The organism is Bradyrhizobium sp. 76, assembly GCF_023073025.1.
GTDB lineage: Bacteria > Pseudomonadota > Alphaproteobacteria > Rhizobiales > Xanthobacteraceae > Bradyrhizobium.
Window position 1 is genome coordinate 416,769 of sequence record NZ_JADPIS010000103.1, and the last position, 20,468, is coordinate 437,236.

General features: G+C 63.6%; 20 protein-coding genes and 1 tRNA gene. 9 read left to right on the plus strand and 12 right to left on the minus strand.

Features of this window, described 5'->3' with window-relative positions; all coding sequences use genetic code 11:
• Nucleotides 1-11: 11 nt before the first annotated feature.
• From ugpA to IVB48_RS28265, 5 genes are all read left to right on the plus strand, one after another.
• On the plus strand, nucleotides 12-893 hold the full coding sequence (ugpA, locus tag IVB48_RS28245; protein WP_027566174.1) for a sn-glycerol-3-phosphate ABC transporter permease UgpA: 882 nt from the start codon (nucleotides 12-14) through the stop codon (nucleotides 891-893).
• Nucleotides 893-1,741 carry a sn-glycerol-3-phosphate ABC transporter permease UgpE gene (gene ugpE / locus IVB48_RS28250; RefSeq protein WP_027514732.1) on the plus strand — a complete coding sequence of 283 codons (849 nt, stop codon included), beginning with the start codon at nucleotides 893-895 and terminating at the stop codon, nucleotides 1,739-1,741. Before ugpA ends, ugpE begins: the two co-directional genes overlap by 1 nt.
• Nucleotides 1,742-1,746: 5 nt before the next feature.
• Nucleotides 1,747-2,826 (plus strand): sn-glycerol-3-phosphate import ATP-binding protein UgpC, encoded by a 1,080-nt coding sequence (locus IVB48_RS28255; protein WP_247405062.1) that lies wholly within the window; start codon nucleotides 1,747-1,749, stop codon nucleotides 2,824-2,826.
• 297 nt (nucleotides 2,827-3,123) lie between these two features.
• The gene (locus IVB48_RS28260; protein ID WP_007598583.1) at nucleotides 3,124-3,549 is read left to right on the plus strand and encodes an Hsp20 family protein; all 426 of its coding nucleotides are present in this window, start codon (nucleotides 3,124-3,126) and stop codon (nucleotides 3,547-3,549) included.
• Between the two features lie 51 nt (nucleotides 3,550-3,600).
• Nucleotides 3,601-3,873: a DUF1150 domain-containing protein gene (locus IVB48_RS28265; protein WP_007598581.1), complete on the plus strand. Its 273-nt coding sequence runs from the start codon at nucleotides 3,601-3,603 to the stop codon at nucleotides 3,871-3,873.
• A gap of 202 nt (nucleotides 3,874-4,075) precedes the next feature.
• Here IVB48_RS28265 and IVB48_RS28270 read toward each other — a convergent pair whose 3' ends face one another.
• The 10 genes from IVB48_RS28270 to IVB48_RS28315 all read right to left on the minus strand — a co-directional run bounded on the left by IVB48_RS28270 (nucleotide 4,076) and on the right by IVB48_RS28315 (nucleotide 15,017).
• The gene (locus IVB48_RS28270) at nucleotides 4,076-5,188 is read right to left on the minus strand and encodes a tetratricopeptide repeat protein (RefSeq protein ID WP_247405065.1); all 1,113 of its coding nucleotides are present in this window, start codon (nucleotides 5,186-5,188) and stop codon (nucleotides 4,076-4,078) included.
• A gap of 102 nt (nucleotides 5,189-5,290) precedes the next feature.
• The gene (gene ptsN / locus IVB48_RS28275) at nucleotides 5,291-5,752 is read right to left on the minus strand and encodes a PTS IIA-like nitrogen regulatory protein PtsN (protein WP_027514736.1); all 462 of its coding nucleotides are present in this window, start codon (nucleotides 5,750-5,752) and stop codon (nucleotides 5,291-5,293) included.
• Between the two features lie 238 nt (nucleotides 5,753-5,990).
• Nucleotides 5,991-6,596 carry a ribosome-associated translation inhibitor RaiA gene (gene raiA / locus IVB48_RS28280; protein WP_027566178.1) on the minus strand — a complete coding sequence of 202 codons (606 nt, stop codon included), beginning with the start codon at nucleotides 6,594-6,596 and terminating at the stop codon, nucleotides 5,991-5,993.
• An 80-nt stretch (nucleotides 6,597-6,676) separates the two neighbouring features.
• Nucleotides 6,677-8,290 (minus strand): RNA polymerase factor sigma-54, encoded by a 1,614-nt coding sequence (gene rpoN / locus IVB48_RS28285; RefSeq protein ID WP_247405068.1) that lies wholly within the window; start codon nucleotides 8,288-8,290, stop codon nucleotides 6,677-6,679.
• A gap of 91 nt (nucleotides 8,291-8,381) precedes the next feature.
• Nucleotides 8,382-9,380, minus strand: coding sequence for an LPS export ABC transporter ATP-binding protein (lptB, locus tag IVB48_RS28290; RefSeq protein WP_027514739.1), 999 nt, complete (start codon nucleotides 9,378-9,380; stop codon nucleotides 8,382-8,384).
• 279 nt (nucleotides 9,381-9,659) lie between these two features.
• On the minus strand, nucleotides 9,660-10,370 hold the full coding sequence (locus IVB48_RS28295) for an LptA/OstA family protein (RefSeq protein WP_247405072.1): 711 nt from the start codon (nucleotides 10,368-10,370) through the stop codon (nucleotides 9,660-9,662).
• Between the two features lie 5 nt (nucleotides 10,371-10,375).
• Complete coding sequence (lptC, locus tag IVB48_RS28300) at nucleotides 10,376-11,104, minus strand: LPS export ABC transporter periplasmic protein LptC (RefSeq protein WP_027566182.1); 729 nt, start codon at nucleotides 11,102-11,104, stop codon at nucleotides 10,376-10,378.
• 144 nt (nucleotides 11,105-11,248) lie between these two features.
• Nucleotides 11,249-11,863, minus strand: a complete 615-nt coding sequence (locus IVB48_RS28305; RefSeq protein ID WP_007598566.1) for a ribonuclease D — start codon at nucleotides 11,861-11,863, stop codon at nucleotides 11,249-11,251.
• 119 nt (nucleotides 11,864-11,982) lie between these two features.
• Nucleotides 11,983-13,497, minus strand: a complete 1,515-nt coding sequence (locus IVB48_RS28310; protein WP_247405075.1) for a 4-amino-4-deoxy-L-arabinose transferase — start codon at nucleotides 13,495-13,497, stop codon at nucleotides 11,983-11,985.
• The gene (locus IVB48_RS28315; RefSeq protein WP_247405078.1) at nucleotides 13,494-15,017 is read right to left on the minus strand and encodes a hypothetical protein; all 1,524 of its coding nucleotides are present in this window, start codon (nucleotides 15,015-15,017) and stop codon (nucleotides 13,494-13,496) included. Before IVB48_RS28315 ends, IVB48_RS28310 begins: the two co-directional genes overlap by 4 nt.
• A 563-nt stretch (nucleotides 15,018-15,580) precedes the next feature.
• On the opposite strand from IVB48_RS28315, the gene IVB48_RS28320 reads away from it, so the two are divergent.
• Complete coding sequence (locus IVB48_RS28320; RefSeq protein ID WP_247405081.1) at nucleotides 15,581-16,042, plus strand: lysozyme inhibitor LprI family protein; 462 nt, start codon at nucleotides 15,581-15,583, stop codon at nucleotides 16,040-16,042.
• A gap of 301 nt (nucleotides 16,043-16,343) precedes the next feature.
• On the opposite strand, the gene IVB48_RS28325 is transcribed toward IVB48_RS28320, so the two are convergent.
• Nucleotides 16,344-16,430 (minus strand) — tRNA-Leu (locus IVB48_RS28325).
• Nucleotides 16,431-16,590: 160 nt separating this feature from the next.
• On the opposite strand from IVB48_RS28325, the gene IVB48_RS28330 reads away from it, so the two are divergent.
• Nucleotides 16,591-17,556, plus strand: coding sequence for a complex I NDUFA9 subunit family protein (locus IVB48_RS28330; RefSeq protein ID WP_247405084.1), 966 nt, complete (start codon nucleotides 16,591-16,593; stop codon nucleotides 17,554-17,556).
• Nucleotides 17,557-17,623: 67 nt separating this feature from the next.
• Here IVB48_RS28330 and IVB48_RS28335 read toward each other — a convergent pair whose 3' ends face one another.
• Nucleotides 17,624-18,430, minus strand: coding sequence for an undecaprenyl-diphosphate phosphatase (locus tag IVB48_RS28335; RefSeq protein ID WP_027566187.1), 807 nt, complete (start codon nucleotides 18,428-18,430; stop codon nucleotides 17,624-17,626).
• 169 nt (nucleotides 18,431-18,599) lie between these two features.
• On the opposite strand from IVB48_RS28335, the gene IVB48_RS28340 reads away from it, so the two are divergent.
• Nucleotides 18,600-19,292: a glutathione S-transferase family protein gene (locus IVB48_RS28340; protein WP_007598553.1), complete on the plus strand. Its 693-nt coding sequence runs from the start codon at nucleotides 18,600-18,602 to the stop codon at nucleotides 19,290-19,292.
• Nucleotides 19,241-20,431: a tRNA epoxyqueuosine(34) reductase QueG gene (gene queG, locus IVB48_RS28345; RefSeq protein WP_247405087.1), complete on the plus strand. Its 1,191-nt coding sequence runs from the start codon at nucleotides 19,241-19,243 to the stop codon at nucleotides 20,429-20,431. Before IVB48_RS28340 ends, queG begins: the two co-directional genes overlap by 52 nt.
• Nucleotides 20,432-20,468: the final 37 nt, after the last annotated feature.

Here is a 20,468-nt window from a genome sequence, read left to right on the forward strand (position 1 = left end):
CTGCTGGCATCATGCAAAAGCAAGCCATTTTCCAGTCAAGGCTGTTACCGTACGCGCTGGTTGCGCCGCAGCTCGCGATCGTCCTGATCTTCTTCTATTGGCCGGCCCTGCAGGCGGTGATCCAGTCCTTCCTGCTCCAGGATGCGTTCGGGCTGTCGACCACCTTTGTCTGGTTCGAGAATTACGTCGAGCTGTTCAAGGACGCGGCCTATTTCGAGGCGATCGTCCGAACCTTCTTGTTCTCGTTCGCCATCGCCGTCTCGTCGCTGTCCTTCGCGCTGCTGCTCGCCGTGATGGCGGACAAGCCGCTGCGTGGCTCGATGCTCTACCGCACGCTCCTGATCTGGCCCTATGCGGTGGCGCCGCCCGTGGTCGGCGTGCTCTGGATCTTCATGCTGCATCCCTCGCTCGGCGTGCTCTCGCGCTACCTGCGCAACATGGGCATCGACTGGAATCCGCTGCTCGATGGCGACCAGGCCGCCGCGCTGATCATCCTCGCCGCCGCGTGGAAGCAGATCTCCTATAATTTCCTGTTCTTCCTCGCCGGCCTGCAGGCGATCCCGAAGAGCGTGTTCGAGGCCGCCGCGATCGACGGCGCCCGTCCGATGCGGCGGTTCTGGACCGTGACCTTCCCGCTGCTGTCGCCGACCATCTTCTTCCTGCTGGTGGTCAACATCGTCTACGCCTTCTTCGACACGTTCGGCATCATCGACACCATGACCCGCGGCGGTCCCGGAACGTCGACGGTCACGCTGGTCTACAAGGTCTATTCCGACGGCTTGCTCGGCGGCAATCTCGGCAGCTCGGCGGCGCAGTCGGTGATCCTGATGGTCATGGTGATCGTGCTGACCGGAATCCAGTTCCGCTTCGTCGAACGCAAGGTGACCTACTGATGGTCGAGGAAGAGGGCTTCCGGCGCTACATCGCCCACATCATCCTCTGGATCGGGATCGCGGTCGTCGCCTTCCCGGTCTACATCGCGTTCGTCGCCTCGACCCAGGACAACGCGCTGATCGCCAACGGGCAGATGTCGCTGCTGCCGGGCGGTCATTTCTTCGAGGTCTACTACCAGACCATTTTCGTCGGCACGAGCGGATCGACCCGCGAGCCCGTCGGCAACATGATGCTGAACTCGCTGGTGATGGCGCTGCTGATCGCGGTCGGCAAGATCGCGATCTCGATCATCTCGGCCTATGCGATCGTCTATTTCCGCTTTCCGTTCCGGATGCCGATCTTCTGGATCATCTTCATCACCCTGATGCTGCCGGTCGAGGTCCGCATCTATCCGACCTACAAGATCGTCGCAGATCTGCACATGCTCGACAGCTATGCGGGCCTCTCACTGCCGCTGATCGCCTCGGCCACCGCGACGCTGCTGTTCCGCCAGTTCTTCATGACCGTGCCCGACGAGCTGCTGGAGGCCTCCCGCATCGACGGCGCCGGCCCCTTGCGCTTCTTCTGGGACACGCTGCTGCCGCTGTCGCGCACCAACATGGCGGCGCTGTTCGTGATCCTCTTCATCCTCGGCTGGAATCAATACCTCTGGCCGCTGCTGATCACCACCCGCGACGACATGCAGACCATCCAGGTCGGCATCCGCAAGATGATCACCACCACCGACGCGCTGACCGAATGGCCGATCGTGATGGCGACCGCCGTGCTTGCGATGCTGCCGCCGGTTTTCGTCGTCGTCGTGATGCAGAAATTGTTCGTGCGCGGACTCGTGGAGACGGAAAAGTAGATCCCATGGCTAACGTCACCCTGCGCAACGTCCGCAAGACCTATCCCGGCGGCTTCGAGGCCATCAAGGGCGTCAACGTCGACGTCGGCGACGGCCAGTTCTGCGTGCTGGTCGGTCCCTCCGGCTGCGGCAAGTCGACATTGCTGCGCATGGTCGCAGGGCTCGAAACCGTCACCGGCGGCGAGATCGACATCGGCGGCCGCATCGTCAACCAGATCGAGCCTGCCGATCGCGACATCGCGATGGTGTTCCAGAACTACGCGCTCTATCCGCATATGAGCGTCTTCAACAACATGGCTTACGGCCTGCGCAACCGCGGCATGAAGGAGGCCGAGGTCAAGACCCGCGTCGACGAAGCCGCGCGCGTGCTCGAGCTCACCTCGATGCTGGAGCGCAAGCCGCGCCAGCTCTCCGGCGGCCAGCGCCAGCGCGTCGCCATGGGCCGCGCCATCGTGCGCCAGCCAAAGGTGTTCCTGTTCGACGAGCCGCTGTCGAACCTCGATGCCAAGCTGCGCATCGCGATGCGCGTCGAGATCCGCAAATTGCAGCGCCGGCTCAGCACGACGTCGATCTACGTCACCCACGACCAGCTGGAAGCAATGACGCTCGCCGACGTTCTCGTGGTCATGAATGGTGGTCAGGTCGAGCAGGTCGGCAATCCCTTGGCGATCTACGAGAAGCCGGCGACGACTTTCGTCGCCTCCTTCATCGGGGCACCGCCGATGAATCTGATGTCGATCCGCGCCGACGAGATCAAGTCGCAGCTCGGCAGCACCGACGCCGGCATCCTCGGCATTCGCCCGGAAGATTTCGTCATCACCGACCAGACCCCGGCCGGCGGCGTCGCGCTCCCGCTCACCGTTGAAGCGATCGAGCGCGTCGGCGCCGAAACCTTCGTCTACGGCACGCGGGCTCAGGACGAGCAGCGCATCGCCGCCAACCCCGGCGAGCTGCCGCCCGGCGAGGTCATCGTCCGCATTCCCGGCTCCGAGGCGCCCCCGATCGGCGCGAAGATCCGCGTCGCGGCAATGCGCCAAAAGTTGCATCTGTTCAGCGGCGACGGCCGGACGCGGATCGAGGCCTGACCGGGTTCCGCGGAGCCGTCGATTAAAAAAACGCGAAAACAACCCCATGCACAGTAGAAGGGGGTTTGTTTTCGTTGAGAAAAATCGCGCCGCAATTTCGTCGTGCCGGGCTTGTCGCAGGCGTTTCGCGCCATGACGGCAAGTCAGCCTTTCTGCATGGCAGAGCGGGTCAGCTGCCAATCCACAGCCCCCGGCTACGTCCTTGAACCCACACGCGGATATGCCCATATTGCTGATCAAGGGGTGCCTGTACGGGCCCTGATGCACCAAAGTCGCTTCGAGAGGACTTTGTAAACTATGTCTCGTGTTCCCACGCTTTCCAGTCCGTTCCTTCTGGGCTTCGACGAGATCGAGCGCGTGCTCGATCGGGTCGTCAAAGGTGCCGACGGTTACCCTCCCTATAATATCGAGAGGTGCGACCGGTCGGAGGGCCAGCCCGAGCGGTTGCGAATCACGCTGGCGGTCGCCGGATTCACCCGCGACCAACTCGATGTAACCATTGAGGAAAACCAGCTCGTCATTCGCGGGCGGCAGCAGGACGACAAGACCCGGCAATACATCCATCGCGGCATCGCCGCGCGCCACTTCCAGCGCACTTTCGTGCTGGCGGAGGGGATGCTGGTGCTGGGTGCGGATCTGAAGAACGGATTACTGGCGATCGATCTTGCCCGGCCGGAACCGGAGAGGATCGTTAAGACAATCGCTATCAATGAGCACGAATAATGGAACGAGTAGCGGACTCGACCGCTTAGTTTCTGTGAAGGAGTCGAGACCATGAGTGAAGGTCACGTTGCGTTCGAATACGAAGCCAAGAACGTCTCGCCGGAGACGCTGGCAACCCTCGGCGAAGGCCATATCGCCTATGTGAAGCAGATCCGCTCCGAGGATGTGCCGGGCCTGTTTCCCGAAGCGCCGAAGATCGCGCCGGGCCTCAAGCTCTTCGCGCTCCACGCCGCCGACGGCACGCCGATCATGCTGACCGACAGCCGCGAAGCCGCGATCGCAAATGCCTGGAGCAACGAGCTGCAAGCGGTGAGCGTGCACTGAGCACGCGCACGTCGCACGTCGCACGAATAGAGTTTCAAGCGGGCATGCCTTCGCAGGAAGGCGTGCCCGTTTTATTTCGGCTGATGAAGTTTCCACGTCGTCATTGCGAGCGCAGCGAAGCAATCCAGAATCTTTCCGCGGAGGCAGCCTGGATTGCTTCGTCGCAAGAGCTCCTCGCAATGACGGAACCGAGAGCGCGCCGTCACTTCACAAAGCCAAGTCCTTCGCGCGCCGTATCCACGGCCCATTTGTCGCTCAGTGGCAGCGCGAGCACGCTGTTGAAATCCGCGCGCGCATGTTTGGCGTCGGACATCATCATGTAGAGGAGAGCGCGGTTGACCAGGGCGAGCTGACTTTTCGGATCGAGCCTGATCGCCTCGTTGTAGTCGGCGAGCGCGCGATCGTGCTGTCCCATGTCCCGAAACAGACCGGCGCGACTGCTGTAGGCTTCCGAATTCCCCGGCCGTAATCGGATCACTTCGTCGAAATCGGCAAGGGCGCGTTTGTCGTCGCCCTTCCCGTGCAGGACGACGCCGCGAACCAGATAGGCCTTTTCGAAAGACGGCCTAATCCTGGTAACGTCATCCAGCTCCCGGATAGTGCTGTCGGCGTCGTCCTTCTTCAGGAACACCATGGCCCGGCAATAGTGGCCGCCGGCACTTCCGGGCTCCAGGCGGACGGCGCTGTCGCAGTCGTCCAGAGCTGCATCGATCTCACCCTTGTTGAGGCGGACGGTGCTTCGCAACTCGTAGGGCCAAGCGGCGACCGGATTGCGCTGCATCGCCTCGCTGTAATCGGCGACGGCGTGATCGGTGTCGCCCTTCGCCGCATACACCTCCCCTCGCATGACGAGCGCACGGTAAGCCTGCTTGGGGCTGCGTTCGATGGCCTCGGTGAAGCCGGCGATCGCGCGATCGAAATCGCCCCTGCTGAAATACGCCTCGGCGCGCGAGGTGTAGGACGCCCCATAATTTGGGTCGAGGCGAATGGCCTCGTTGTAATCGATCATGGCGTGCTCGCGATCGCCTTTGGCAGAATAGGCGCGACCGCGGCAGTGATAGGCCCGCCCGAAATTCGGATCGATCCGGATCGCGGCGCTGCAATCCTCGAAGGCGCGATTCCAGTCGTGCTTGATGTAGTAGGCTTCGCCGCGCAGCTCGTAAGCAACCGCATTGGTTGCGTCGGCTGCGATGATCTCGGTCTTCTCCGCGATGACGCGGTCGTTGGACGCCTCGTCGGCGCGGGCCATGGCGGTGGCGACAATGGTGATGGAGCAAAGCAGACCAAAAACCCGCCCGATCGAACCGCAAATCATCTTGCAAAATCCCCGCGCCGAAACGTGCCGGAGACGACATATCGCAACGCCCGGCTGCCCAATAAGTCGCGGACGGCGCTGCGTCGGTTCGAGGGAGAAGGGTTACGCCGCAGTTGCCGGCGGCAGCGCCAGCACGGAATAGATCGCCTGGGCGTCGCGCGAGGCGCGGAGCTTTTTGGCGATGTCCTGGTCGCGCAAAAGGCGGGCGATGCGGGCAAGCGCCTTGAGGTGATCGGCGCCGGCGCCTTCGGGGGCGAGCAGCAGGAAGACGAGGTCGACCGGCTGGCCGTCCATCGATTCGAAATCGATCGGACGATCGAGGCGCGCGAACAGGCCGAAGATCTTTTCCAGCTTGGGCAGCTTGCCGTGGGGAATGGCGACGCCGTAGCCGACCGCGGTGGTGCCGAGCTTCTCGCGCTGCAGGAGCACCTCGAACACGGAACGCTCGTTCTGCCCGGTCAACTCGGCGGCCTTGGCCGCCAGTTCCTGAAGCGCCTGCTTCTTGCTGTTGACCTTCAATGCCGGGAGAATCGCCTCGGGCGCGACCAGATCGGTAATCGGCATGGAAGTCTTCCGAGGTGAATGAAAACGTCAGGTTCCGAATTGGCCAGCCTGGACAAAGAACCTGGGCGGGCCGACGTCAAGAAGTTGAAGCAGGAGGCGGACTTAGCTCGCCCCTGATGTGGGGGGCTTCTACTCCAACGCAATCCCGGTGCCAACTCCCGCGTGCAGCTTTGCCCCGGTCATTGTTAAGGCGGAAAGGGGCCCCCGGCGCGGGGGCCCCAGGGCGTCGCCCGCGGCCTCAGGCCTTGCCATCCGCCTTGGCCCCCGGGGGATCGATCCAGCCGACATTGCCGTCGGCCCGGCGGTAAATGATGTTCACTCGGCCCGAGGAGCCGTGCTGAAACACCAGGCAGGGCGCCCCGCTGAGGTCGAGTTCCATGACCGCTTCGCTGACGGACAGCGGCTTCAGCGAGGTCGTGGCCTCGGCAATGATGACGGGGCTGTAGCCGGTGATCTCGTCCTCGTCCTCACCCTCGCCCGGGGCTTCCAGCACGTAGCTGGTGGCATCCATCGCGGCCAGCGCCGCGGAGGCGACATGGGCCTTGCGGGCGGAGCGATCCTTGAGCCGGCTCTTGTAGCGCTTGAGCCGCTTCTCGATCATCACCAGCGCCTGGTCGGCACTGGCATAGGCATCCGGTGCGTTCGAATCGGCCTCGAGCGTGATTCCCGAATCGAGATGCAGCGCACAGTCGGTGCGGAAGCCGAAGCCGTCCTTGCTCAGCGTGATGTGGCCGGAATAATTGCCGTCGAAATATTTGCGCAGGACCTCTTCAGTACGGTCGGTGACACGGCCGCGCAGGGCCTCGCCGACGTTGACGCTCTTTCCCGAGATGCGGAGAGTCATGTGAACCTCACTTGGTTCGTGCCTGGCCAGGATCGGGCCCGATAGCAGATCGAGAGTAGCGCGATTTGGCGCCGGCGCAATCAGGCCGGTTCGGGATTGCGGGAGCGATCGGCCATGGCGGTGGAGAGGACGTTACCAAGAGCGCTCTGCTTGTCGCGACGGCGTTGCACCGAGGAAGGAATGCGCATGGCTTCGCGGTACTTCGCGACCGTGCGGCGGGCGATATCAATGCCCGAGCCGCGCAAGCGTTCCACGATGGTGTCGTCGGACAGGATCGCGGACGGCGCCTCCGCATCGATCAGCAGCTTGATGTGGTGACGCACGGCTTCGGCCGAATGTGCCTCGCCGCCATCGGCCGAGGCGATCGAGGCCGTGAAGAAATATTTCAGCTCGAACGTGCCGCGATTGGTCGCCATGTATTTGTTGGCGGTGACGCGCGACACCGTGGATTCATGCATCTGGATGGCGTCGGCGACGGCCTTCAGATTCAGCGGTCGCAGATGCGCCACGCCATGGGTGAAGAAGCCGTCCTGCTGGCGCACGATCTCGGTTGCGACTTTCAGGATGGTGCGGGCGCGCTGGTCGAGCGCGCGCACCAGCCAGGTCGCGTTCTGAAGCGCGTCGGTGAAATACGATTTGTCGCCGTCCTTGCCGATCTTCTTCGAGAGCTGCGAATAGTAGGTCTGGTTGACCAGCACGCGCGGCAAGGTGTCGCTGTTGAGCTCGACATGCCAGCCGCCGTCGGGACCCGGACGGACATAGACATCGGGCACCATGGTCTGGAGCCGGGCCGTGCCGAACTTCATGCCGGGCTTGGGATTGAGCCGGCGGATCTCGCCGATCATGTCGGCGATGTCCTCATCGTCGACGCCGCAGAGCTTGCGCAAGGCCGCGACGTCGCGCTTGGCGAGGAGATCGAGATGCTCGACCAGGGCCTGCATCGCGGGATCGTACCGGTCGAGCTCGCGGAGCTGGATCGCCAGGCATTCGCTCAAACTGCGCGCGCAGACGCCGGGCGGATCGAATTTTTGCAGGACGGCAAGAACGTTCTCGACGTCCTGTTGCGATGCGCCGAGCCGTTCGGCGGCCTGGCCGAGATCCGGGGGCAGATAGCCGGCCTCGTCGACGAGGTCGATCAGATACTGGCCGATCATGCGCTGCGCGGCCCCGGTGAAGGCAACCGAGAGCTGCTCGGCGAGATGGTCGCCGAGCGTCATCTCCGCGGCGACGAAGGCTTCGAGATTGTAGTCCTCGTCACCGGAGGCGCCGCCGCCCCATTCGGTATAGGTGGTCGGCGCCGCATCCTGGGCAGTGCGGGCGGCCGCCTCGGCCGGTTCCTCGGAGAAGACGTTGTCCAGCCCGGTGTCCATGGTCTGCTCGATCTCGGCGCGGGTGCCGAGATCCTTGCACATCCACTCTTCCTGGCCGGGCTCGAACGCTTCGCCCGGGCCGCCGCCCGGCTCGTCGTTGTGGCCGCCGTCGCTGTCGTTGAACTGGCCGGTCTCGGCCGGGCCCTCGCCCGCGGGCGGCTCGTCATTGGCCCGTTCCAGCAGGGGGTTACGCTCGAGTTCCTCCTCGACGAAGGTCGTGAGATCGAGATTGGACAATTGCAGCAGCTTGATCGCCTGCATCAACTGCGGCGTCATGACCAGCGACTGCGATTGCCGGAACTCTAATCTCTGCGAAAGCGCCATGAAGCAAGAACCGATCCCAAGAAGTTGGTCCGATTTTTGCTTATCCTAGTCCAAGCCCGATGTACACGTCTTGACGAATTGGAAAAACGGGCTAGAGGCGGAATTCCTCGCCAAGGTAAAGGCGGCGCACGTCCGGATCGGCCACGATCTCATCCGGGCTCCCCTCGGTCAGGATCTCACCGGCATAGACGATGTAGGCGCGATCGGTGAGGCCGAGCGTCTCACGCACATTGTGGTCGGTGATCAGCACGCCGATGCCGCGGTTGGTGAGGTGGCGGACGAGGTCCTGGATGTCGCCGACCGCGATCGGATCGATGCCGGCAAAGGGCTCGTCGAGCAGCATGTAGTTCGGACGCGTCGCCAGCGCACGCGCGATCTCGACGCGGCGCCGCTCACCGCCGGACAGCGCGATCGACGGCGATTTCCGCAGGCGCGTGATGTTGAATTCGTCGAGGAGCGAGTCGAGCTGCTGCTCGCGCTTCTTGCGCGAGGGCTCGACTACTTCGAGCACGGCGCGGATGTTCTGCTCGACGGTGAGACCGCGGAAGATCGAGGCTTCCTGCGGCAGATAGCCGATGCCGAGCCGCGCACGCTGATACATCGGGAGCTTGGTGACGTCGTGGCCGTCGAGCTCGATCGCACCGCGATCGGCCTTGATCAGGCCGGTGATCATGTAGAACACGGTGGTCTTGCCGGCGCCGTTGGGCCCGAGCAGGCCGACCGCTTCGCCGCGGCGCACATAGATGCTGACGCCGCGCACGACCTGGCGGCTGCCAAAACTCTTTTCCACGCTATGCACAGCCAGAAAGCCCGGGCGCTTCAAGAGCTGAGGCCCGCCGGAACCGTTAGGTCTGCCGGCAGCCCTCACGGGGTGAACCGCCTGGGCCCGGGGCGGCTCGGCCTGATAGTCGCCCTGGAATTGATCGGGTGCATGCATCGGTTGGTTACGGGCGATCGGCGGCGCGTCCCTGACCGGGCTGGCCACGAGACCGCCGACGCTGTCACCGAGCGCGGTGATGTCCTGGCGCGCAAATCCTGGCCGGCCGCGTTTGGCGGGGCGCCGACGGAACATGCTGAAGAGATCGACCATCCCCGCCTTCTAGCCTTTCGCGACGATTCTGCGCGACGATCCTGCCCGGTATTCGCGCGATCTGCCGCGCCGGCCTCAGGATTCGCCGACGCAGCATGAATGAAGGGATGTCTCATGCCCAGTGAAACACGCCCGAAAAGCGGCGAACCCCGCTTCGAAAGCCCTTTGCGCTAGATACAGTCTCGACGGGCAAGCTTCAACCTCGGATCGGGAGTGATCGAGCCAAACATCTGAAATCATTCTTCAAATTTACTTTGCCTGGCTTGGACTTAACTGGACTTATTTGGGCTTATTTGCGCCAGGCAATTGCAGAGGTCCCGCGCCGGGCTTGCCCGCGCCTCCGGATCCGCAATCATTGCCGCCGCCCTGCGGCAGCAGCGCCTGCACCCGGCCGCTGTCGGATTCCACACGCGACACGCCCGTGGTCATGTCGACCGCCAGCCGGTCGCCGCGCAGCACGTTCTTGCACTGCGTCAAGACGACGCCGCCAAGCATGGTGATGAGGTTGGTGCGGGTGTCGAACACGGCGGTCTCGCCCGTCACCACCTGGTCCTTCTGGGTGACGACGACATTGCCGCGCGCCTCCAGCCGCTTGATCGAGGAGTTCCCGCCCGGCCCCGGCGTCGCCGACTGCATCGGCGCCCCCTTTGCCGCCTTTGCCGCAGGCTGTGGCGTGGCGGGCTTGTCGCCGCCCGAATCGTAAAACACCACCAGCGTCTTCGAGGTCATGGTGGTGTCGCCCTGGATGACCTTCACATTGCCGGAGAAGGTCGCTTCCTTTTTCTTGTCGCGCATCTCCAGCGAGGCGGCTTCGATCTGGATCGGCTGATCGCGGTTCTGCGAGAAGCCCTGCATCGCGTTGGGCACGCCTTGCATCGTGCTCTGCGCGCTTGCCCCACCCGTTGCAATCAGTGCGATGCCGACGGCGAGCGCGGCCGCACCGGGGATGACGCGCCGCTTGTCGTCGTTGCGCGGGAAAAACCTGATCATGAAAATCACTTTGAATTGGCGGACTTGTTCTGGGGCGTACGTGTCTTCGCCGCCGGCGCGGGTTCGGCCGGCGCAGGCTGAGCGGCGGCGGGATCGTCCAGCTTGTCGAGGTGCATCACCACATTGCCTTCGAAGCGGATGACGTCGCCGCCCTCCGTGATCCGCAGCCGATCAGCGGTCAGCGTTCCGTTGGTCAGCTTGACGTCGACATGCTCATCCGAGGAAACCGTACCCTTGCCCATGTCGACGAAGGCCGAGTTCAGCCGCGCCTCGTAGCCGGTCGAGGTGCGCAGGAAGATGTCCTTGTGCAGGTCGAGCTGCTGTTGCTTGTTGTCGAACCTTCCGGTGCGGGCATCGAGGAACAGGGTCGATTGGTCTTCCATCAGCACCTTCGCGCGCAAATCATGGAGATCGACATGATCGGGATCGGTGATGTCCTGGGTCGCGGTCTTGGCCCAGAGCTCATAGGGCCGCTGGTCCGGGGTGAAGCCGGACATATGCGGCGATTCCATCGTGATCTTGGTGCCTGTCACCACGAGATTTCCGGAGTCGAGCTTCACGGGGATCTGGAACGGGTTGAAGATGGTCGAGATGAGGACGAGCAGACCCATCGCCGCAGCCACCGTCGCCGGCACCGCGACGCGCAGAATCCGCACCAAGCGGCTGTGGCGCGCCGCGCTGGCGAACTTCGCCGCAAGCGCGGCATCGTAGGTGACATTATGGGCCGAATTCACCTGGGCTCCTGAGGTGTCGCCCGCCTTGTCCGGCTGGCGGGCGCCCCATTGTAGCCGGCAACGCCAAAATATGCAGCCAGCGACAGGCTGTTACGAAAGTGTCTGAAACGGGGCGACCGCCCCACCCGGCTGCTACGCGAAACGCTAGGAATGCGCGAAAATGTCCTCTTCGGCCCAGCCCTGGAGATCGAGCAAGGCGCGGGTCGGCAGGAAGTCGAAACAGGCTTTGGCCAGCGCCGTGCGGCCTTCCCGCGCCAGCATGGCATCGAGCCGCTCGCGCAAGCCGTGCAGATGCAGCACGTCGGAGGCGGCGTAGGCGAGCTGCGGCTCGGTCAGGCTGTCGGAACCCCAATCGCTCGATTGCTGCTGCTTGGAGAGATCGACATTGAGCACCTCGCGCACGAGGTCCTTGAGACCATGGCGGTCGGTATAGGTGCGGATCAGGCGGGAGGCGATCTTGGTGCAGTAGATCGGCCCGGTCATGACACCAAACGTCTGATACAGCACCGCGACGTCGAACCGCGCAAAGTGGAAGATTTTCGTGTTCGCGGGATTGGCCAGCAGCGCCTTCAGGTTCGGTGCGTCGGTATGACCTTTGGGGATCTGCACCACGTCCGCGCTGCCGTCGCCGGGCGAGAGCTGCACCACGCAGAGCCGGTCGCGATGCGGGTTCAGGCCCATGGTTTCGGTATCGATCGCGACCGCTCCGGTGTAGCGGGACAGATCGGGCAGGTCGCCGCGGTGCAGGCGTACGGTCATGGCGTTTCAAACCTCAATCGAATCGGTGCGCTTTTGCAGGCTAATCCCCGGGACAGACGCTGGCGAGGGCCGGCCGCGATGTATCCGCTGGCAGCCGCCGGCGCAAGCATCAGGCGCGGCTAGTAGTTCAGGCGCACGAGTACGTCGTTGACGCCGAACGGGCTGGCGGGCGTATCGCAAGCCCCGCGTCGCGCGAAGACGCAGGCCGGCTTGTCATCGCTCATCATTGCGCAACTTCGTGGCGAGAAATCCGCCGGCAATTCGCTGGCCAGGCTCGCCGGGCCGATGATGCGGTTGAACCCGGCCTGGTGCGTCTTCACCACAGCCGGAAGTCGCCCCTTGGCCAGGGGGTCGTCCCGATAAAGGGAATAGATCGGTCGGCGGGCCGCGAGCTGCCCGCGTCCGGGCACAAAGGGATAGTTGATCGCGTACAGGGCCAGACCGCAAAATTCAGGATCGGCCTCGAGCTCCGCCATCAGCTGGGCCACGCCGATGCCGCGCATCCAGTTGTCACGCATGATGAGCGTTGCGCCCGACAGACCGAGCGAGAGCAGCAGCCAGCCGCCACATACGACGGCAAGTGAGCGCCACGGGTTCTGCCGGCGCATCATCTGGACCCAATCGGCGGAGCCAAGCCCCGCCGCGATGATCAGCAGGGCGATCGACAGGAAAATGAAGCGGTATTCCTTGTGCACGATCATGCTGTGAAACGCGACGTTGACGACGGCCGCGACGATCAAAAGGGGGGCATGTCGCCAGCCCCGCCAGAGCGCCACCAGCATCAGCAGCGTCGTGCCCGACCACAGAATTGAAGCCTGCAGAACGTAGGCGGCCGCCGGCGCGTCACCGAATTCCGATGCGCGGTCATGCAGGAGGTTTTGCTGAATATTCCGGACGAGCCACGCAAACGGCGCTGAGCCGTGGGCCAGGTCGATGGCGCCGGACAGCACCAGGACCACGCATCCACCCGCGACCAGGGCGATCGCGTTTCGCGGGTCGCGCCAGCACGCCGCCAACGCAAACACCGCGCAAGCCGGCACATATTGAAAGCGCCAGACGCAGGCGAGAGCGAGCAATGCGCCTGCGGTGAAGAGCCGGTTGCGCGCGAGCTCGCCCGTCAGCAGATAGGCCGCCGGCAGGATCACGGCCGTCGCCAGCGGTTCGCTCAGCGTGTGGGGCGCGTAATAGACCAACTCGAACCAGACCGCGGCGGCAAACGCCGCAACGATGGCATGCGACCTGGAGATGCGTTCGCCGAAATGCCAGGCCGTGACGACGATCGACAGCGAGGCAAGCCCGACCACCAGGCGAGGGACGACGAAGGCACCCCACCCGCCCGGCGCAAGCCAGTCGCCGAGAGCGACCGGCCCTGCGAACAAGGTCGGCAGAAACCAGCTCCGGATGCCGTCGCGCCATTCCCAGGTGACGACACCCTGGTGGCCAAGCAGGCGCCAGGCCGGCTCCAGATATTGATAGAGCTCGTCGACGTGAACGATGTTCGGCCAAAAGGCGAGCGGCAGCCGGACTGCCGCAGCCAGTAGCAGCAATGCGCACAAGGCGCCGTACCGCGTCGCGAAGCTTTCGGCTTTGGCGGCGGGCGCGATCGCGGGCAGAGCTGCGGCGCTGGTCGTCATTGTGTTTTGGCTTCGCCAGCCAAACTGGATTGGGGCCTGACGTAAACGGTCACGTAAGCGCCGGTGTATTGCTCGCGCCAGCCTCGCCGCTCCACCAGGAACTGCCGCAGCTGTTCGTGCGCCTTGACCCACAGCACGGCGTCGATCCGGTATTTATCGAGCACCATGTCCCACGCCGCTTCGTCGATCTCCCAGCTCACCAGCTTGAAATAGTCGTGCAGCAAATCGTCCGGATAGGCGGTCGCGGCGCGGCCATCGACGAACGGGCGAACGGTGCCGTGCGTGGCGAAAATCAGGTAGCCGCCGACGTTCCAATGGTTCAGGACCCGCGCATTGGCGAAATTGTTTTGCAGATAGCCGGCATCTTCGCTCGACAGCATCGTCGGAAGTGCGAGCGCGGGCGCAACGCGCAAATAGGCCAGCGGCAGGCTGCCGAGACCGACGATGCCGGCGGCCAGCAACGCTCCACGCACGTCAACAGCGGTGAGACGCCGAGGCAGCAAGCGGCTAAGGTGAAGCGCCATCGGCACAGTCGAGAAGATGAAGAAGAACGCGATGTACCTGAACTGACACAGTCCCAGAATCAGGAACAGCCAGGACATCAATCTCGGTTCGAGCGGGACTGGCCTGGAGTTTCTGTAGCGAAGCTCGAGCGCGACGAAGGCCAGCATGTACAGGATGCCCGGAATGCTGCCGGGTATTTCAATGTTGTCGTAGTAGGACCGCCATTCGGTAATATTACCCTGGACGAAGTGCCCCATCGTCGCGGCGGCACCGGCATAGATATTCCAGCCGAGCGGATTGACGAATGTCGCAGCGAGGCACCCGATCCCGGCGAGAGCAAGGACCCTGAGATCGGCCCAGGACGCTCTGAGCAAGGCGGCGCCGCAGAAGACGCCAATCACGAAAAACCCGAGCAGAAAACCGCCGTGCAGATTGGCCCAAAACGCCATCAACACGGGAAGCACGAACCATCGCGTACGTCGCAGGCATTCGCGATAGAAGACAACGCAGAACAGCATCGTGCATGTATTCGGCGCGACCGCGAGATACATGTTCGGCGCAACTTCGTAGGCGGGATAGAGCAGGCAGGCCAGGAAGACTGCCACGCAAACCGCAATCGCCGACGCACCGTAGCCGAGAGAGATCGCAGTCAGGATGCCGGCAATCGCTGCACCACAGGCCACCGTCGACAGGACGAGGCCGCCGAAGCCCGCGTATTGAAGCGACGCACTGGCAAGCGCGTCCCAGAGCCAGGACAGATTGAGCCACGGCTTGTCGCCGTGGGTGAACGACCAGGGGTCGTGGAGCGGGATGGCGTTGCGTTCCCGGATGAGATCTCCGGCCGCGAGATGCCAGCCCAGATCGTAATGACCGAGCAGAAGCGGTGCGTTCAAGACGTAGAACAGGCAAATGAACGAGATCAGGAACAGATAAATTCCCGATCTCAGGAAGAACGGGCTGATCGCGTTCGCAACCTTGTCGAATGCCGGCTCGTGCCAGACCTGGTGCTGATCCACCGTTTCCCTCACGACAAAGCGAGCCCGATGGCTCCGTGCTCGCCGACGGCCGGATGCGAGCCTGCCCGCTGACTTAGGGCCAGTTTGTCTAAAGTCGGGTAAATTCGGACGGTGCAATCGATGGGGTTTTGCGGAATGAAAATCGGCCCGACGGCCGGCTTCGAAAACCTCCAAGCGGCTGTTCCGACTTGAAAATTTTAACACCCAAGAGGCAGAGCCCGTGCGTGCCGTAACCGGTCGCGCCGTCATTATTCGTCAGCGTAGCTCCTGTTCCACATTCAGGTGAACCAACGCTGGGCCTTCGATGACCAAAGTTGCATGCATCACCTATTGGTCGAAAATCTCGTAAGTCAGGTCAAGGCGCATTCAAAGGCATTGATTGGAGAGGGCGTAGCCGAAGCCGCATACCCCCTCGTTTTCCCTTCGTCCTCGCCGTCCGGCCCTTCCGCCACAGCCGCCGGTCTACCGTCTCGCTGAGCTTCATGTGCTCGCAGTGGTATTGTGTTCCATATTTTCGATGCGCCGAACGGAGATCTCCAATGAAGCTCAAACTTGCCGCCGCGATGCTCGCCGCAAGCCTCCCGCTCGCATCGATGGCTTTCGCCCAAGGCATCGCGCCAGCCGAACTTGCGGTGATCGATGGCTGCCTGAAGACCGCGGAGAAAACCGACGGTTTCGGCGGCGCGTGCGTCGGGCTCGTCGCCGACCCCTGCATCAAAGCGGCAGAGGGCGCGAATGACGATGTCGCCAAATGGAAAGCCTGCGCGGCGCGCGAACTCGCCATTTGGACGCAGAAAACCAATGAGGCGCTAAAGAAGGTTCAGGCCGGCGGGTTCGCCGACGTGATCAAGGCGGTCAATGAGTCGCAGAAAACTTTCGCCGCGTCGCGTGATGGCTTCTGCGCGGTCTTCGACAAAGTCGATCCCGGCATGTACCGGGGCAGCGCGAGCTACTGCCGCCTGCGCGAGACCGCGAACCGCTCGCTGAGCCTGATCAAGCTCGGCGCTGCGGTCAACGAGCACTGAGACCTCTTAGGCGGTTGGGGTCATCAGCTTTGCCGACCTTTTCCCACATAGCGACGACGGCTTCGGCCGCGAGCGCGGTGGACGTCGTTCATAGCTCACCTAGCATCCGGGCAATGGCTTTCGGCACGGAGCGCTTGCCTGAACGACTGAAGCCAGCCGCCTCCAGATCGCCTGCGATCCGAGCCGACCCGACAAGCGATGTAGGCCATTCGGTAAGCCATGAGCGCCGTGCCTCGGTTTTGTGTACCGGTCAGCAGCTCAAATTCCCTGCAAAAGCGATTTCAATCGCTTGAGTAGGAGGTGGTGCCCAGGAAAGGACTCGAACCTTCACGGCCGTTAAGCCACTGGCACCTGAAGCCAGCGCGTCTACCAATTCCACCACCTGGGCATGCCGGTTAGGCACGGAGGCGGTTACTACGGTTCGGTGACGCGGTTGTCAATTCATGCTTGAACCCCGCTTCGGGATGCGGATTGCGCATCGCAAACCGGCCCGATACAAGCCTGACGAGACGCACTCTTCCCGCAGGAATGACCCAGGAATGGATCCCATGGCATCGAATCTGGACACGCTCGTCACGGTTTTCGGCGGATCGGGGTTTTTGGGCCGGAATGTGGTCCGCGCACTGTGCCGGCGCGACTACCGGGTCCGGGTCGCGGTGCGGCGGCCGGAGCTGGCCGGATACCTCCAGCCCTCCGGCAAGGTCGGGCAGGTCCACACCGTGCAGGCGAACGTGCGCTATCCGGCCTCGATCGAGGCGGCACTGCGTGATTCGCATGTCGTGGTCAATCTGGTCGGCATCCTCGCCGAGGGTGGCGCGCAGAGTTTTGACGCCGTCCAGGCCAAGGGCGCCGAGACCATCGCCAAGGCGGCCGCGGCCGCGGGGGCACAGCTGATCCATGTCTCGGCGATCGGCGCCGACGCGGAATCGCCCTCGCGTTATGCCAGAGCCAAGGCGGCCGGCGAAGCCGCGGTCCTGGCCGCGGTGCCGTCGGCGACGATCTTCCGCCCCTCCGTGATGTTCGGCCCCGAGGACCAGTTCACCAATCGCTTCGCGGCGCTGGCGCGGATGTTACCGGTGCTGCCGCTGATCGGCGCCGACACCAAGATGCAGCCGGTCTATGTCGGCGACGTCGCCACCGCGGTCGCGGATGCCGTCGACGGCAAGGCCAAGGCGGGCGCAACCTACGAGCTCGGCGGCCCGGAAGTGCTGACCATGCGCGAGATCATCGAGGCCATTCTCGAGATTGCCGATCGCAAGCCGATGCTGATGCCGCTGCCGTTTGGCCTCGCCCGCTTCAAGGCCAACTTCCTGCAATTCGCGCCGGGCGCGCTGAAGCTGACGCCGGACCAGGTCACGCTGCTCGCGCGCGACAATGTCGTGTCGGACGCGGCGAAGTCCGCAGGCCTGACACTGGAAGGCCTGGGCATCACGCCCGACTCGCTTGAAGCGATCGCCCCGCAATATCTCTGGCGCTTCCGCGCCGCCGGGCAATTCCAGCGCAAGAGCGCGTAACCATCCCCGCCGTCATCCGGGCATGACGAACTTCAGCGTCCGGACTGCCGTTGTTTGACGTTCGGGTCTACCGCCCCAGCGCCAGCGCGATCAGGCCCAGCGTGCCGACGATCACGCGCCACCACGCGAACACCACGAAGCCGTGGCGGGTGACGTATTCCAGGAACGTCTTCACCACGATGATCGCGGTGACGAACGACACCACGAAGCCGATGGCGACGATGCCCATGTGGTCCATCGTCATCTCGGAGCGGTTCTTGTAGAAATCGTAGGCGAACGCGCCGATCATGGTGGGAATGGCGAGGAAGAACGAGAACTCCGCCGCCGCGCGCTTGTCGGCCCCGAGGAACATAGCCGCGACGATGCTGGCACCGGAGCGCGACACGCCCGGGATCATCGCGATGCACTGCGCGATGCCGATGTAGAGATACATCAGCAGCGGAAACCGGGTGGCGTCGTGCTCGCGCGCCTTGAGATCGAGCTTGTCGACCCAGAGCAGGATGGCGCCGCCGACGATCAGCGAAAAGCACACCACCCACGGATTGAACAGCATGCTCTTGATGTACTTGCCGGCGACGAGACCGACGACGACAGCGGGCAGGAACGCCACCAGCACGCCGATCACGAAGCGGCGTGCGTAGGCGTCGCCCGTGAACATGCCGATCGCGACGTCCCACAATTTCTTGAAGTACAACACGACGATCGCGAGGATCGCGCCGAGCTGGATCAGGACCGTAAACGAATCCCAGAACGCGCCCTCGCCGAGATGGAAGAAGCGCTCCGCGAGCAGCAAATGGCCGGTCGAGGACACGGGAAGGAACTCGGTCACACCCTCGATGATGCCGAGGATCACTGCCCGTATTGCATCTGACATATTTACGGTCCATTTCGGCTGGAAAAGCGGGGCTCTTCTCGCCCATCCGCTCCCTTGCTGCAATCGCAAAATGCGGCGGCGCGCCCTTGCTTCGCGGTTTTGAATGACTAGTGTGGCGCCGCACAAACATTGATGGATTCTTAAGCACCATCACATAGTCAAAGGCTTCATGTTTACGCTGTTTCATCATCCGTTCTGCCCGCATTCGCGGTTCATCCGCCTGATCGCGGGAGAATACGGGCTTGAGCTGAAGCTGATCGAAGAGCGCAGCTGGGAGCGGCGCGAAGCGTTTCTGCTGCTCAATGCGGCGGGCACGACGCCCGTTCTGGTGGACGACGAGCAGCCGCCGATCCCGGGCGCGGCGATCGTCGCCGAATATGTCGACGAGGCCTATGGCTCCGAGATGGGACTGAAGCGCCTGATGCCGGACACGATCGGCGAGCGCGTCGAGGTCCGCCGGCTGATGGCCTGGTTCAACGAAAAGTTCTTCGAGGAAGTCTCCCACCCGCTCGTCACGGAGCGCATCTACAAGCGCTTCATGAGCGAGGACAATGGTGGCGGCCCGCCCTCGGCCGACGTGATGCGCGCCGCCAAGGCCAACGTGCGCTATCATCTGGCTTATATCGGCTGGCTGGCGCAGACGCGTAATTTCCTCGCCGGCGACCGGCTCAGCTACGCGGATCTCGCCGCCGCGGCGCACCTCTCGGCGATCGACTATCTGGGCGACGTGCCATGGAGCGAGGACGACGCGGCAAAGGCGTGGTACGCACGGGTGAAATCCCGCCCGTCGTTCCGTCCGCTCTTGAGCGAATGGCTGGCCGGAGTGCCGGCGTCGCGGACCTACGTGGACCTCGACTTCTGAACTCCGATCCGACCGAACTGAAGACGGCGCTGGCAAACGAGGCCCGCGCGCTCGGCTTCGACTGCATCGGCATCACAGAGCCCGGCACGATCGAGAGCGCCGGACAACATTTTCTCGAATTCATCGCATCCGGCGGCCATGGCGACATGGACTGGCTCGCCGCGCAGCCGGAGCGCCGGGTCGATCCGCGCGGGCTGTGGGAGGACGTGCGCAGCGTCATCATGCTCGGCGTCAATTACGGCCCCGATCAGGATCCGCTCGCGATCCTGCAACAGCGCACGCGCGCGGCGATCTCGGTCTATGCGCAAGGCGACGACTATCACGACCTCATCAAGAAGCGCCTGAAGGCACTGGCGCGATGGCTGGTCGCGACCGCAACTCGTGAGGTGACGCCTTGCGAAGTGAAAGTGTTCGTCGACACCGCGGCCGTGATGGAGAAACCCTTGGCGCAAGCCGCGCGTCTGGGCTGGCAGGGCAAGCATACCAATCTGGTCTCGCGCGAATTCGGCTCATGGCTGTTTCTCGGCGCGATCTACACCACGCTGGAACTGCCGCGCGACGACGCCGAGATCGATCATTGCGGCTCGTGCCGGGCGTGCCTCGACATCTGTCCGACCGCGGCCTTCCCCGCGCCCTACAAGCTCGATGCGCGGCGCTGCATCTCGTATCTCACCATCGAGAACAAGGGACCTATCCCGCGCGAATTTCGCAAAAGCATCGGCAACCGCATCTATGGCTGCGACGATTGCCTCGCCGCCTGTCCCTGGAACAAGTTCGCGCAGGAAGGCCGTGAGGCCAAGCTCGCCGCACGTGACGCTTTGCGCGCGCCAGGTCTTGCCGAGCTCGCGCGGCTCGACGACGCGTCGTTCCGTGCGCTGTTCACGAAGTCTCCGGTGAAGCGCATCGGCCGCGACCGCTTTTTGCGCAACGTGCTGATCGCGATCGGCAACTCCGGTGATATCGCGCTGGCGGACGAGGCGCGGCGATTGCTGGGCGATGAGAGCGCGCTGGTGCGCGGGGCTGCGGTGTGGGCGCTGGGGCAGTTGATGCCACGGGATGAGTTCGAGGCGATCAGGACGAATGCGATTGCTGGCGAGAGCGACGAAAGCGTGCGTGAGGAGTGGCGCACCGCCCCCTAATCCTCCGCTGTCATGCTCCGCGAAAGCGGGGCATCCA